Raw genomic sequence first — 13,909 nt, forward strand, 5'->3', positions numbered from 1 at the left:
TTCCTGCATTACCGGAGCGGGATCAGACCTTGGAACGCTCGAAGCGCTTGCGGTCGTTCTCGTTCAGGTACTTCTTGCGCAGACGGATGGACTTCGGCGTCACTTCCACCAGTTCGTCGTCGGCGATGAATTCCAGCGCCTGCTCGAGGGTGAACTTGATCGGCGGCACCAGGGCGATGACTTCGTCCTTGCCCGAGGCGCGCATGTTGTCCAGCTTCTTGCCCTTGGTGGGGTTGAGCACCAGGTCGTTGTCACGGCTGTTGATGCCGCACAGCTGGCCTTCGTAGATCTCGTCGCCCGGCGCCAGGAACAGCTTGCCGCGGCTCTGCAGGGTTTCCAGCGAGTAGGTCAGGGCGGTACCGGTGGCCATGGACACCAGCACGCCGTTCTGACGGTTGGTCACTTCGCCGGCCTTGATCGGGCCGTAATGGCTGAAGGTCGAGGTCAGGATGCCGCTGCCCGAGGTCAGGGTCAGGAAGTTGTTACGGAAGCCGATCAGGCCACGCGCCGGGATGGTGTATTCCAGGCGGATACGGCCCTTGCCGTCGGGGATCATGTTGGTCAGATCGCCCTTGCGCAGACCCATCTGCTCCATCACCGAGCCCTGGTGCTGCTCTTCGATGTCGATGGAGACGTTCTCGTAGGGCTCCTGCTTCACGCCGTCCTTCTCGATGATCACCACTTCCGGACGGCCCACGGCCATCTCGAAGCCTTCGCGGCGCATGTTCTCGATCAGTACCGACAGGTGCAGCTCGCCACGGCCGGAGACCTTGAATTTCTCGGCCGACTCGCCCGGCTCGACGCGCAGGGCCACGTTGTGCAGCAGTTCCTTCTCCAGACGGTCCTTGATGTTGCGGCTGGTGACGAACTTGCCTTCACGACCGGCGAACGGCGAGTCGTTGACCTGGAAGGTCATGCTCACGGTGGGCTGGTCGACGGTCAGCGGCGGACGGGCTTCGACGTTCTGCGGATCGCACAGGGTGTCGGAGATGAACAGCTCGTCCATGCCCGAGACGCAGACGATGTCGCCGGCTTCGGCTTCGGCCACTTCCACGCGCTGCAGGCCGGAGTGGCCCATGATCTTGAGGATACGACCGTTGCGCTTGCTGCCGTCGTCGCTGATGGCCACGACCGGGGTGTTGGCCTTGATGCGGCCACGGGCGATGCGGCCGATGCCGATCACGCCGAGAAAGCTGTTGTAGTCCAGCTGGGAGATCTGCATCTGGAAGGGACCGTCCAGATCGACCTGGGGGGCCGGCACGTGGTCGACGATGGCCTGGAACAGGGCATCCATGTTGTCGTCCATCTTCTCGTGGTCCAGACCGGCGATGCCGTTCAGGGCGCTGGCGTAGACGATCGGGAAGTCCAGCTGCTCATCGGTGGCGCCGAGGTTGTCGAACAGGTCGAAGATCTGGTCGATGACCCAGTCCGGACGCGCGCCGGGACGGTCGATCTTGTTGACCACCACGATCGGACGCAGGCCGGCCTTGAAGGCCTTCTGGGTCACGAAGCGGGTCTGCGGCATGGGGCCGTCCTGGGCGTCGACCACCAGCAGCACGGAGTCGACCATGGACATCACGCGCTCCACCTCGCCACCGAAGTCGGCGTGGCCGGGGGTGTCGACGATGTTGATGTTGTAGTCGCCCCACTTGAGGGCGGTGTTCTTGGCCAGGATGGTGATGCCACGTTCCTTTTCCTGGTCGTTGCTGTCCATCACCCGCTCGTTTTCCGCTTCTTTGCGGTCCAGGGTGCCGGACAGGCGCAGCAGCTTGTCGACGAGGGTGGTCTTGCCATGGTCGACGTGCGCGATGATGGCGATGTTGCGTAGATTCTCGATCACAGTGGTGTTCTCGGTATAGAAATGAAGGAGCTTCAGCCAGCAGGCTGACAGCCGGAGATTGCAAAGGCGCGAAACGCGGCCGACCGGTACGCGGCCGGAGGGCTAGAAGAGGTCGGGAGGGCGGTGGCGGATACTGCCACCCAGCAGGCCCGGCTGCTTAGGCCGGACGATAAACGCGCACATTGGCGTGCCCTTCGGTGAGCAGGTGATGGGCGTGCAGCCGGCTCATCACCCCGCGGTCGCAATAGAGAAGGTACTGGCGATTCTCGTCCAGTTCCTTGAAACGGCTGTTGAGTGCGAAGAACGGCATGGTCTGCACCTCGATGCCGGGCAACTCCAGCGGCTGGTCTTCCTGGGCGTCGGGATGGCGAATGTCCACCACGACCTGCCCGGGCAGCGGCTGATCCACCTCTTCCACCTGCACGTCCTTGCCCAGCTCCTCGATCACCTTGTCGACGGTGATGAAGCGCGCGCGTTCCAGCGCGGCGTCGAGCACCGCCAGGTCGAACTTGCCTTCCTCGTGCTCCACCCGCAGGGCCTTGGCCTTGGTGGTGGGATTCACCGAGATGATGCCGCAGTACTCGGGCATGTGCTTGGCGAAGTCGGCGGTGCCGATGCGCTGGGCGGTGTCGATGATGTCCTGCTTGTGGCTGGCCAGCAGCGGGCGCAGCACCAGGGTATCGGTGGCCTTGTCGATCACCGCCAGGTTGGTCAGGGTCTGGCTGGAGACCTGGGAGACGGCCTCGCCGGTCACCAGCGCCTCGATCTGCAGCTGCTCGGCGATGCGACTGGCCGCGCGCAGCATCATGCGCTTGAGGATCACGCCCATGTGGCTGTCGTCGCACTGGGTGAGGATCTGCCCCACCACTTCCTCGAAGGGCACGCTGATGAACAGCACACGCTGGGAGCGCCCGTACTTCTCCCAGAGATAGTGGGCCACTTCCATCACGCCCAGTTCGTGGGCGCGCCCGCCGAGATTGAAGAAGCAGAAATGGCTGACCATCCCGCGTCTCATCATCTGGTAGGCGGCCACGGTGGAATCGAAACCACCGGACATCAGCACCAGCACCTGCTCCAGGGCGCCCAGCGGATAACCGCCCAGCCCTTCGTGGTGCTCGTCGATGATGAACAGCTGCTGGTCACGGATCTCCAGGCGGACGTTCACCTCGGGATTCTTCAGGGCGATGCCGGCGCCGCCGCAGCGTTCGCGCAGGCCACCACCGACATGGCGCTCGACGTCCATCGAGGAGAAGTCATGGCGACCGGCACGCTTGCAGCGCACCGAGAACACCTTGCCGCGCACCCGCTCGCCGAAGTGGCGGACGCACAACTCGAGAATCGAGTCGAAATCGCCCAGCGGATACTCGTGCACCTCGAGGAACTGGCCGATGCCGGGGGTGCAGGCCAGCCGCTGCTTCATCTCCGCCAGCAGCCGCGGCTCGTCGAGCGCGGTCTCCAGGGTGATGTTGTCCCAGACCCCTTCCACGCGGACATCCGGATCCAGATCGCGCAGCACGACACGAATGTTCTTCACCAGCTGGCGAATGAAATTCTTGCGCACCGGGCGACTCTTGATGGTGATTTCCGGAAAGACCTTGATGATGAGCTTCATGAGCGGGAAACGGGGGGCGGGTAACGCGAAAGAAAAGGGCGAATATCATACCTGAAAACCATCACGCACTCGAATCCAGCCGACAAAATCACCTGCGGCGCCATTTGAGTGCAGAGACGAATTTACAAGCACCAATTTGGTGCGTAGATACGCCGCCGATTGGCCTGAAAACGGCACGACTGGCGTCAGGATGGGCTTCCAGCCCATTTGAGGGCACTGGCATACAACTTGCTCTCTTGTGAGGCAGCCGCCCCTGGGCCAGCATAGGGCGCTTTTCGTGGAACGCCGGTCGCTGACCAGGCAGTACGGAAGCGCCCCTCAAGGGCACAGCTGATACCGGGAGTACCGCCAACCGCTCCCGGCCGAAATTCCTCTGGAGGAAACCATGTCGAAGGCTGTTCAACTGATCAAAGAAAACGACGTGAAGTGGGTAGACCTGCGCTTCACCGACACCAAAGGCAAGCAGCAACACGTCACCATGCCGGCGCGTGACGCGCTGGACGAAGACTTCTTCGCCCACGGCAAGATGTTCGACGGCTCCTCCATCGCCGGCTGGAAAGGCATCGAAGCCTCCGACATGATCCTGCTGCCCGACGACAGCACTGCCGTTCTGGATCCCTTCACCGAAGAGCCGACCCTGATCCTGGTCTGCGACATCATCGAACCCTCCACCATGCAGCCCTACGAGCGCGACCCCCGCGGTATCGCCCGTGCTGCCGAGGAATACCTGAAGTCCACCGGCATCGGCGACACCGTGTTCGTCGGCCCTGAGCCCGAGTTCTTCATCTTCGACGAAGTGAAGTTCAAGTCGGACATCTCCGGCTCCATGTTCAAGATCTTCTCCGAGCAGGCTTCCTGGAACACCGATGCCGACTTCGAGTCCGGCAACAAGGGTCACCGTCCGGGCGTCAAGGGCGGCTACTTCCCGGTACCGCCGGTCGATCACGACCATGAAATCCGTACCGCCATGTGCAACGCCCTGGAAGAGATGGGCTTGGTCGTGGAAGTCCACCACCACGAAGTGGCGACCGCTGGCCAGAACGAGATCGGTGTGCAGTTCAACACCCTGGTCAAGAAAGCCGACGAGACCCAGACCCTGAAGTACGTCGTGCACAACGTGGCCGATGCCTACGGCAAGACCGCCACCTTCATGCCCAAGCCCCTGTACGGCGACAACGGCTCCGGCATGCACGTGCACATGTCCATCTCCAAGGATGGCAAGAACACCTTCGCTGGCGAAGGCTATGCCGGCCTGTCCGATACCGCCCTGTACTTCATCGGCGGCATCATCAAGCACGGCAAGGCGCTGAACGGCTTCACCAACCCGTCCACCAACAGCTACAAGCGTCTGGTGCCCGGCTTCGAAGCCCCGGTCATGCTGGCCTACTCGGCTCGCAACCGTTCCGCCTCCATCCGTATCCCCTATGTGTCGAGCCCGAAAGCCCGTCGCATCGAAGCCCGCTTCCCGGATCCGGCTGCCAACCCCTACCTGTGCTTCGCCGCCCTGCTGATGGCCGGCCTGGACGGTATCCAGAACAAGATCCACCCCGGCGATGCCGCCGACAAGAACCTGTACGATCTGCCGCCGGAAGAAGGCAAGAAGATCCCGCAGGTCTGCGGCAGCCTGAAGGAAGCCCTGGAAGCCCTGGACGCCGGTCGCGCGTTCCTGACCAAGGGCGGCGTCTTCACCGACGAGTTCATCGATGCCTACATCGAGCTGAAGTCCGAGGAAGAGATCAAGGTGCGTACCTTCGTGCACCCGCTGGAATACGACCTGTACTACAGCGTCTGATCCCGCTGCGGTAACGCCAAGAGGCCTCCTTCGGGAGGCCTTTTCTTTTGCCTTGGGAAAACCGCTGCGACCGACGCCAGCGCGGAGCGGCCGAGCTGCCTACCTGCCCACACGACGCGCCTGCTACCCTTGATCTCCATCGCCCGGCCGAGATTCCGCCATGCCTCGCCTGCTTGCCTGCTGTCTGCTCTGCCTCGCCTGCTCCGCCCAGGCCGCGATCTACAAGTCGGTGGATGCCGAAGGCAACACGGTATTCAGCGACCAGCCCTCGGCCAACGCCAAGCCGGTGCAGGTGGCGCCCACCAATACCGTGGACAATCCACGGCCGGCGCCGCCCATCCCCAGTGCGCCTGCGGCGGCGACCCCTGCCGGTCCGGCCTTCAGCCGCCTGGAGGTCAACGTGCCCGACGATGAGGCCATCCGCGCCAACAACGGTACCTTCTCGGTGGGGGTAGCCGTGGAACCGGCCTTGGGTGCGGGGCAGTCGCTGCAATTGCTGGTGGACGGCGCCCCCTATGGCAGCCCCGGCCAGAGCACCCGCTTCGGCGTGGCCAATCTGGAGCGCGGCGAGCACCGCTTCGCGGCCCAGGTGCTGTCCGGCAACGGCGAGGTGATCCAGACCAGTGCCGAAAAGATCGTGACCGTGCAGCGCATCAGCGTCAACAGCCCGGCCCGCTGATGCGTCCGCTCCTGATCCTGCTGCTGCTCTGCCTGCTGCCGCCCGCCCAGGCGGCGGTCTACAGCTATGTCGACAAGGAGGGCAACCGCGTCTACACCGACCAGCCACCCAAGGGGGTCAAGGCGACCCAGGTGCCGATCACGGTGCCCAACAACCTCAACCAGCAGGGCCAGCCGACCCGCAAGCTGAGTCCGACCCCCGCCGCGCCGGTGGCCAGAACGCCCAAAGCAGCGCCCTTCCGCTACCAGATGCTGCGCATCCTGGTACCCGAGCCGGATGCCACGGTGATCGATCAGGAAGGGCAACTCATCGTCAGCCTGGTCAGCGAGCCGGCGTTGCAGCCGGGGCACAGCTACCGGCTGCTGCTGGACGACAAGGAAGCCGGTGCCGGTCGCAGTCCGGTGTTTCCCCTGGGCAACCTGGATCGCGGCACCCACAGCCTGGTGGCGGAGATCCTCGCCGCCGATGGCAACGTGCTGGAGCGGACGCCGGCGCAGCCCTTCCATCTGCGCCGCCCCTCGCTGGAGCAGAAACGCCTTGCCCATCCCTGCAGCGACAAGGATTGGGGCAAACGCCCGGAATGCCCGCTGGACATGAAACCGCCCGAACCCAAGAAATCCTGGCTACCCTTCCTCTAGCGCACCTATTTGGTGCGCTTTTTCATTGCGCACCATCTTGATACAAATCCGGTTTCGCTCCGCCAGTCGCGCGGCGGCTGTTAGTGCACGTTACAGCCATCTGCCCTAACTCGGGGCGTCTTGGTTTGCTTCTTGCATTTTCCTATCGTCCCTATAGCGCTGTGGCCCCTCATGCCTACCGACGTCATCCACCGACTCCTGCTCGACAACCTCACTACCGCGGTCATCCTGCTCGATGCGGAGTTGCGCCTGGAGTACATGAACCCGGCGGCCGAGATGCTGCTGGCCATCAGTGGCCAGCGCAGCCATGGCCAGTTCATCAGCGAGCTGTTCACTGAATCGCCCGAGGCCCTGCAGGCCCTGCGTCAGGCGGTGGACCATGCCCACCCCTTCACCAAGCGCGAGGCGCTGCTGATCTCCACCTCGGGCAACAGCCTCACGGTGGACTATGCGGTGACCCCGATCCTGGATCGCCACAACACCCTGCTGCTGCTGGAAGTCCATCCTCGCGACCGCCTGCTGCGCATCACCAAGGAAGAGGCGCAGATCTCCAAGCAGGAGACCACCAAGCTGCTGGTGCGCGGCCTGGCCCACGAGATCAAGAATCCCCTCGGCGGCATCCGCGGCGCGGCCCAGCTGCTGGCGCGCGAGTTGCCGGAAGAAGCGCTCAAGGACTACACCAACGTCATCATCGAGGAAGCCGACCGGCTGCGGAATCTGGTCGATCGCATGCTCGGCCCCAACAAGCTGCCGAAGCTCGCCATCACCAACGTCCACGAGGTACTCGAACGGGTCTGTAGCCTGGTGGAAGCGGAAAGCCAGGGCCTGATCAATCTGGTACGCGACTACGATCCGAGCATTCCCGACCTGCTGATCGACCGCGAGCAGATGATCCAGGCGGTGCTCAATATCGTGCGCAACGCCATGCAGGCCATCTCCCAGCAGAACGAACTGCGGCTGGGCCGGGTGACCCTGAGAACCCGCACCCTGCGCCAGTTCACCATCGGCCACCACCGCCATCGCCTGGTGTGCAAGGTGGAGATCACCGACAACGGCCCGGGCATCCCCCAGGACCTGCAGGAAACCATCTTCTATCCCATGGTCAGCGGTCGCCCCGACGGCACCGGCCTCGGGCTCGCCATCACCCAGAACATCATCACCCAGCACCAGGGGCTGATCGAGTGTGAAAGCCATCCTGGCCACACCGCCTTCAGCATCTTCCTGCCGCTGGAATAACGAGGAGTACGCATGAGCCGTCAGGAGACCGTCTGGATCGTCGACGACGACCGTTCCATCCGCTGGGTCCTGGAAAAAGCCCTGCAACAGGAGGGCATGACCACCGTCGCCTTCGACAGCGCCGACAGCGTCATGACCCGCCTCGGCCGCCAGCAGCCGGACGTGGTGATCTCGGACATCCGCATGCCGGGGACCAGTGGCCTGGACCTGCTGTCGCGCATCCGCGAGATGCACCCGCGCCTGCCGGTCATCATCATGACCGCCCACTCCGACCTGGACAGCGCCGTGGCCTCCTACCAGGGCGGCGCCTTCGAATACCTGCCCAAGCCGTTCGACGTCGACGAGGCCGTGGCCCTGGTCAAGCGCGCCGGGCAGCACGCCCAGGAGCAGCAGGGCTTCGCCGAGCCGGCGCACCTGACCCGCACCCCCGAGATCATCGGCGAGGCGCCGGCGATGCAGGAGGTGTTCCGCGCCATCGGCCGCCTCTCGCACTCCAACATCACGGTGCTGATCAACGGCGAATCCGGTACCGGCAAGGAGCTGGTCGCCCACGCCCTGCACCGCCATAGTCCGCGCGCCGCGGCGCCCTTCATCGCCCTGAACATGGCCGCCATCCCCAAGGACCTGATGGAGTCCGAGCTGTTCGGCCACGAGAAAGGCGCCTTTACCGGCGCCGCCGCCCAGCGTCGCGGCCGCTTCGAGCAGGCCGATGGCGGCACCCTGTTCCTCGACGAGATCGGCGATATGCCTGCCGACACCCAGACCCGGCTGCTGCGGGTGCTGGCCGATGGCGAGTTCTATCGCGTCGGCGGCCACACCCCGGTCAAGGTGGACGTGCGCATCATCGCCGCCACCCACCAGAATCTCGAAGGCCTGGTACGCGAGGGCAAGTTCCGCGAAGACCTCTTCCATCGCCTCAACGTCATCCGCATCCACATCCCGCGCCTGGCCGATCGCCGCGAGGACATCCCCGCCCTCGCCCGCCACTTCCTCGCTCGCGCCGCCCAGGAGCTGGCCGTGGAGCCCAAGACCCTGCGCGGCGAGACCGAGGAATACATGAAGGGCCTGCCCTGGCAGGGCAACGTGCGCCAGCTGGAGAACACCTGCCGCTGGATCACGGTGATGGCCTCCAGCCGCGAGGTGCTGATCGACGACCTGCCGCCGGAGCTGCTCAACCAGCCCCAGGACGCCGCCCCCGCCGCCAACTGGGAGCAGGCGCTGCGCCAGTGGGCCGACCAGGCCCTCACCCGCGGCCAGTCCAGCCTGCTGGACAATGCCGTGCCGGCCTTCGAACGCATCATGATCGAGACCGCCCTCAAGCACACCGCCGGTCGCCGCCGCGACGCCGCCGTCCTGCTGGGCTGGGGCCGCAACACCCTGACCCGCAAGATCAAGGAGCTGGGCATGAAGGTGGACGGGCCGGATGAAGAGGGGGAGGACTGAGGGTTCTCTACCGTGCCGTAGGTTGGGCTGAGCGTAAGCGAAGCCCAACGCTTTGGACTATTGGTGCCCTAGCCGGTTACCGAGTTTTGCTGGTACTTCTTGTTTCGCTCTCCCGAGCGACTCACTTTTGCCAGTCGCGGCTGCGCGCCCCGGACAAAAGTAAGCAAAAACGCTTGCCCCACCATCCGGCCCTCCGCTGCGCTCCGGGTCCGCTCGCACCAGCGCTGTTCCGGGGTCGGTCCAGATGGGCCGTCCGTGGCCCGTTAGGCCTCTCGCCTCATCCCTGCGGCTCGACCCACTCCACGGCACTGGCGCTCGCCCTCCTGAACGGGGCGATTCGCCAGCCTGAAAGTGTTGGTTGAAGAACACGTCACTAGTAGCCCGTAGCGTGGACAACGGCGAAGCCTTGTCCAAGGTGATCGGTCTTACGCGCCAATGGAAAACGCTGCGCGGTTTTCCATGCTACGAATCCTTTGAACAGCGAAGTCTCAGGCTTGAGCCCCGTCCCTGTCAGTGAGGCCGAGTTCCGGTGTCGTGGCGGGGGTTGCGAGGCAAAACGCCGAGCAAGGCGCGAGGGGCAGGAAGCCCCTTCGTGCCGTGCCTTGGAGCGGCGCCGGAGCGAGGCGACCCGGAGCGTAGCGAAGGGCCGAAACGTGGGGACAGCGTTTTTGGTTACTTTTGTCCGGGGCGCGCAGCCGCGATTGGCAAAAGTGACTCGCCCGGGTGGGCGAAATAAAACCATCAGCAAACCGCTGATAATTAGCTTAGGCAGTGACAAGCCCAAACCCGAGACGTTGGGCTTCGCCAGCGCTTAACCCAACCTACGAAATCCTTCAGCACCACCCAACTCCAAAACTTGGCACAGCTCCTGCAATGTCCTAGGTAACTACCCTTTTGGGGACCTCGGTACAGGCAGGCTGGGGAATCCCCTCTTTTCTTCTTGAGGCCATCACCCAGTGTGATGGCCTCTTTTTTTCGCCCGCGAAAAGCTGCAAACCCCAAGCTAGAGCGCCTCCTACCTGATAACCAGATAAACGGGCTTGGCAAAGGCAGACAAGGCGTCAGGGCAACCCGGCACCCTACCCCGTTCCGCTCTGGTGCAAACCAGCGGTCTTTTGCCTGATAACGGGGCATTTCAGGGTGTCAGCGGGACCTCGACGTGGAGCACCCAATCCTCGCCGGCTTCGACGATCCGATCACTGGCCTGCAAGGCGCCGCCGACGCCTACCAGCAGCACCTTCAGGTCCTGCCCCTCCTGCCGTACCGTCCAGGAAAAGCTGCCGCCCGGCCGCGTCACCCGTCCCTGGCGTTCGCCGCCGTCCCAGCGGGCGCGGGGCAGGCGCAGGCTGAGGGCGCCGTCGGGGCGATAGCGTTCGTAGAACAGCGAGCGGTCGGCGGTGATCAGCAATTCGAAGCGGCCGGCTTCCTGGCGACTGGCCACGTCCAGGATGACCGGGCGGCGGGCCTCGGCCGACCAGGGATCGGGATGGGTGCGCTGGTACACCAGCTGGCCGAGGATCATGCCGAACAGCCCGGCGCCCAGGGCGGCCGAGGCCAGCCAGAGGGTCAGGCGCTGGCGCTGGCCCCGCCATTCGGCCCTGAGCAGATCGGGATCTTCCACCCGCGCCAGTTCGTCCCGGCGCGCGCGCCGTTCGCGCAGCAGCCAGTTGACCAGCCGGCGCCAGCCTCTCATCGCCCTACCCCGTTCGCGACGCCGCGCCAGCGGCGCAGTACCATAGGCGCTTTGCCAGGCGCCCTGCCCTTCATGTTCGACATCATCCTCTACCAACCGGAAATTCCGCCCAATACCGGCAACGTCATCCGCCTGTGCGCCATCACCGGCTGCCGCCTGCACCTGATCGAGCCGCTGGGCTTTGCGCTGGACGACAAGAAATTGCGTCGTGCCGGCCTGGACTACCACGAGTGGTCCAGCGTGCGGACCCATGCCAGCCTCGCGGCCTGTATAGCAGATTTGCAGCCGCCCCGACTGCTGGCCTTCACCACCAAGGCCAGCCATCCCTTCACCGAGATCGCCTATGCACCGGGCGATGCCCTGCTGTTCGGTCCGGAAAGTCGCGGCCTGCCGGCCGAGGTGCTGGAGTCGCTGCCGCCCGAACAGCGGCTGCGCCTGCCGATGCTGCCCAATCGCCGCAGCCTCAATCTGTCCAACACCGTCGCCGTGGCAGTCTACGAGGGCTGGCGCCAGCTGGGCTTCGCCCCACCGCCGGGCTGACCGCCAGAACCTTCCCGCCAGACGCGTCGTCCCATGACCTACAGGCACATCGCCAGACAGTCACGTGAGGCGCACCATGAGCAAGATCGGCAAACCCAGGGTTGAACGCTATGACGCGCCTTCCGGGGGCTGGGGCTCGGCGCGCTCGGTGACCGAGATCGTCCTGCGTGAACGGGTGCCGCTCAAGTCCGGCGCCCTGCTGGCCCGGCAGAACAAGCACGGTGGCTTCGCCTGCGTGAGTTGCGCCTGGGCCAAGCCGGGCAAGCCCCATCCGCTGGAATTCTGCGAGAACGGCGCCAAGGCCACCGCCTGGGAGGTCACCAGCAAGAGATGCGGACCGGAATTCTTCGCCCAGCATTCGCTCAGCGAACTGCGGGGCTGGCGCGACTATGACCTGGAAGAAGTCGGCCGCCTGACCCATCCGCTGCGCTACGACGCCGCCAGCGACCGCTATCGTCCGGTGAGCTGGGCCGAGGCCTTCGCCGACATTGGCGCCGAACTCAAGGCACTGGAGCCGGATTCGGTGATCTTCTATGCCTCGGGTCGCGCGGCGCTGGAGACCTCCTACCTCTATCAGCTCTACGCCCGGCTGTACGGCACCAACAACCTGCCGGACAGTTCCAACATGTGCCACGAGAGCACCTCGGTCGCCCTGCCCAAGAGCATCGGCGTGACCGTGGGCACCGTGACCCTGAACGACTTCGATCAGGCCGACTGCCTGCTGTTCTTTGGCCAGAATCCGGGCAGCAACAGCCCGCGGATGCTGCATGACCTGCAGGAGGCGCGCAAACGCGGCGCGCCCATCATCACCTTCAACCCGCTGCGCGAACGCGGCCTGGAAACCTTCGTCAATCCGCAATCGCCGGTGGAGATGCTGACCGACCAGCCCACCCAGATCAGCACCCAGTACCACCAGCTCAAGCCCGGTGGCGACACGGCGGCCCTCGCGGGCATGTGCAAGGCCTTGCTGGCGGCCGATGATCTCGCTCGCGAACAGGGCCAGCCGGCCGTGCTCGACCATGCCTTCATCGCCGAGCATTGCCATGGCTTCGCCGACTTCTGCGAGTGGCTGCAGCGCCAGGAATGGCCGCAGCTGGAGCGCCAGTCGGGTCTGACCCGCAGCGCCCTGGAAGCGGCGGCGGCGGTCTATGGCCGTTGTCAGAAGGTCATCGGCATCTATGGCATGGGCCTGACCCAGCACCGCCACGGCGTGGAAACCATCCAGATGCTGGCCAACCTGCTGCTCATGCGCGGCAATATCGGCAAGCCCGGCGCCGGCATCTGCCCGGTGCGCGGTCATTCCAACGTCCAGGGACAGCGCACCGTGGGCATCACCGAGAAACCGGAGCTGGCGCCGCTCGATCAGCTCGGCGAGCGCTTCGGCTTCGCTCCGCCACGCGACAAGGGCCGTAATACCGTGGAGGCCTGCGAAGGCATCCTCGACGGTTCGGTGAAGGCCTTCCTCGGCCTGGGCGGCAACTTCCTGCGCGCCATTCCCGAGACCAGCCTGATGGAACCGGCCTGGCGTACCCTGCGCCTGTCGGTGCAGATCGCCACCAAGCTCAATCGCAACCACCTGGTACCGGCGGACAAGACCTATCTGCTGCCCTGCCTGGGACGTACCGAGATCGATCGCCAGAATGGCGTGGAGCAAGCCCACAGCACCGAGGACAGCACCGGCTGCGTCCACGGCTGGCGCGGCGTGGCCGAGCCGCCGGAAGGCGAGCTGCTGTCCGAGACGGCCATCGTCGCCGGGCTGGCCAAGGCCACCCTGCCGGACAATCCCCGGGTCACCTGGGATGCCTGGGTCGCCGACTATGCCCTGATCCGCAACGAGATCGCCCTCTCCTTCCCGGAGATCTTCCACGACTTTAATGCGCGGATGTGGGAGGTGGGTGGCTTCCATCGCCCGCTGCCGGCGGCCAAGCGCGAATGGAAGACCGAGACAGGCAAGGCCAATCTCATCGTGCCGCGCAGCTTGGAGGAAAATCCGGACATGCCGGCGACCGGCCGCGATGTGCTGACCCTGATGACGCTGCGCAGCAACGACCAGTTCAACACCACCATCTATGGCTATCACGACCGCTTTCGCGGGGTAAAGGGTACCCGCGCGGTGCTGCTGATGAATCGCAACGACATCGAACGCCTGGGCCTGGCCGAAGGCGACAAGGTGCAGGTGTCGACGGTGGCCGACGACGGCGTGCGTCGCGAAGTGGGTCCGCTGCGGGTCACGCCCTACAACATCCCGGAAGGGGCCTGCGGTGGCTACTACCCCGAATGCAACGCCCTGATCCCGCTCTGGCATCATGCCGAAGGCAGCAAGGTGCCGGCGGCCAAGGCCATCCCGGTACGCCTGAACAAGCTGATCGCGGCCAACGATGGCAGCTTTCCGGTGGAGCCGGAGGGGTATGGGGCGTCGTATTAGGTCCTGCTAGA

10 protein-coding genes are annotated in these 13,909 nt (G+C 64.8%); 7 read left to right on the forward strand and 3 right to left on the reverse strand.

The window, feature by feature from the left end:
- Positions 1 to 22: 22 nt before the first annotated feature.
- Positions 23 to 1,840, reverse strand: coding sequence for a translational GTPase TypA (gene typA, locus FHR73_RS12755; RefSeq protein WP_183631680.1), 1,818 nt, complete (start codon positions 1,838 to 1,840; stop codon positions 23 to 25).
- Between the two features lie 157 nt (positions 1,841 to 1,997).
- Positions 1,998 to 3,452, reverse strand: a complete 1,455-nt coding sequence (gene thiI, locus FHR73_RS12760; RefSeq protein WP_183631682.1) for a tRNA uracil 4-sulfurtransferase ThiI — start codon at positions 3,450 to 3,452, stop codon at positions 1,998 to 2,000.
- Between the two features lie 385 nt (positions 3,453 to 3,837).
- Between thiI and glnA the strand changes: the two genes are divergently transcribed.
- From glnA to ntrC, 5 genes are all read left to right on the forward strand, one after another.
- Positions 3,838 to 5,244 carry a glutamate--ammonia ligase gene (gene glnA, locus FHR73_RS12765; RefSeq protein ID WP_017639449.1) on the forward strand — a complete coding sequence of 469 codons (1,407 nt, stop codon included), beginning with the start codon at positions 3,838 to 3,840 and terminating at the stop codon, positions 5,242 to 5,244.
- A gap of 160 nt (positions 5,245 to 5,404) precedes the next feature.
- The gene (locus FHR73_RS12770) at positions 5,405 to 5,923 is read left to right on the forward strand and encodes a DUF4124 domain-containing protein (RefSeq protein ID WP_183631684.1); all 519 of its coding nucleotides are present in this window, start codon (positions 5,405 to 5,407) and stop codon (positions 5,921 to 5,923) included.
- Complete coding sequence (locus tag FHR73_RS12775) at positions 5,923 to 6,561, forward strand: DUF4124 domain-containing protein (RefSeq protein ID WP_183631686.1); 639 nt, start codon at positions 5,923 to 5,925, stop codon at positions 6,559 to 6,561. Before FHR73_RS12770 ends, FHR73_RS12775 begins: the two co-directional genes overlap by 1 nt.
- Positions 6,562 to 6,732: 171 nt before the next feature.
- Positions 6,733 to 7,797, forward strand: a complete 1,065-nt coding sequence (glnL, locus tag FHR73_RS12780; RefSeq protein ID WP_183631687.1) for a nitrogen regulation protein NR(II) — start codon at positions 6,733 to 6,735, stop codon at positions 7,795 to 7,797.
- A 12-nt stretch (positions 7,798 to 7,809) separates the two neighbouring features.
- Positions 7,810 to 9,240, forward strand: a complete 1,431-nt coding sequence (ntrC, locus tag FHR73_RS12785) for a nitrogen regulation protein NR(I) (protein ID WP_007161316.1) — start codon at positions 7,810 to 7,812, stop codon at positions 9,238 to 9,240.
- A 1,135-nt stretch (positions 9,241 to 10,375) separates the two neighbouring features.
- Here the strand turns inward: ntrC and FHR73_RS12790 are convergent.
- A complete protein-coding gene (locus FHR73_RS12790) occupies positions 10,376 to 10,933 on the reverse strand; it encodes a hypothetical protein (protein WP_183631690.1) in 558 nt (185 codons plus the stop codon).
- Positions 10,934 to 11,005: 72 nt separating this feature from the next.
- On the opposite strand from FHR73_RS12790, the gene FHR73_RS12795 reads away from it, so the two are divergent.
- Positions 11,006 to 11,473 carry a tRNA (cytidine(34)-2'-O)-methyltransferase gene (locus FHR73_RS12795; RefSeq protein WP_183631692.1) on the forward strand — a complete coding sequence of 156 codons (468 nt, stop codon included), beginning with the start codon at positions 11,006 to 11,008 and terminating at the stop codon, positions 11,471 to 11,473.
- Positions 11,474 to 11,558: 85 nt separating this feature from the next.
- Positions 11,559 to 13,898 carry an FdhF/YdeP family oxidoreductase gene (locus FHR73_RS12800; RefSeq protein ID WP_183632737.1) on the forward strand — a complete coding sequence of 780 codons (2,340 nt, stop codon included), beginning with the start codon at positions 11,559 to 11,561 and terminating at the stop codon, positions 13,896 to 13,898.
- Positions 13,899 to 13,909: the final 11 nt, after the last annotated feature.

The sequence above is a fragment of the Pseudomonas sp. AS2.8 genome, assembly GCF_014190935.1.
In the GTDB taxonomy this organism is placed as follows: Bacteria; Pseudomonadota; Gammaproteobacteria; order Pseudomonadales; family Pseudomonadaceae; genus Chryseomonas.

Coding starts and splice junctions, on each gene's coding strand:
- ntrC (WP_007161316.1), top strand. CDS start 7,810: ATGAGCCGTCAGGAGACCGTCTGGATCGTCGACGACGACCGTTCCATC.
- thiI (WP_183631682.1), bottom strand. CDS start 3,452: ATGAAGCTCATCATCAAGGTCTTTCCGGAAATCACCATCAAGAGTCGC.
- FHR73_RS12770 (WP_183631684.1), top strand. CDS start 5,405: ATGCCTCGCCTGCTTGCCTGCTGTCTGCTCTGCCTCGCCTGCTCCGCC.
- FHR73_RS12775 (WP_183631686.1), top strand. CDS start 5,923: ATGCGTCCGCTCCTGATCCTGCTGCTGCTCTGCCTGCTGCCGCCCGCC.
- FHR73_RS12790 (WP_183631690.1), bottom strand. CDS start 10,933: ATGAGAGGCTGGCGCCGGCTGGTCAACTGGCTGCTGCGCGAACGGCGC.
- glnL (WP_183631687.1), top strand. CDS start 6,733: ATGCCTACCGACGTCATCCACCGACTCCTGCTCGACAACCTCACTACC.
- glnA (WP_017639449.1), top strand. CDS start 3,838: ATGTCGAAGGCTGTTCAACTGATCAAAGAAAACGACGTGAAGTGGGTA.
- FHR73_RS12795 (WP_183631692.1), top strand. CDS start 11,006: ATGTTCGACATCATCCTCTACCAACCGGAAATTCCGCCCAATACCGGC.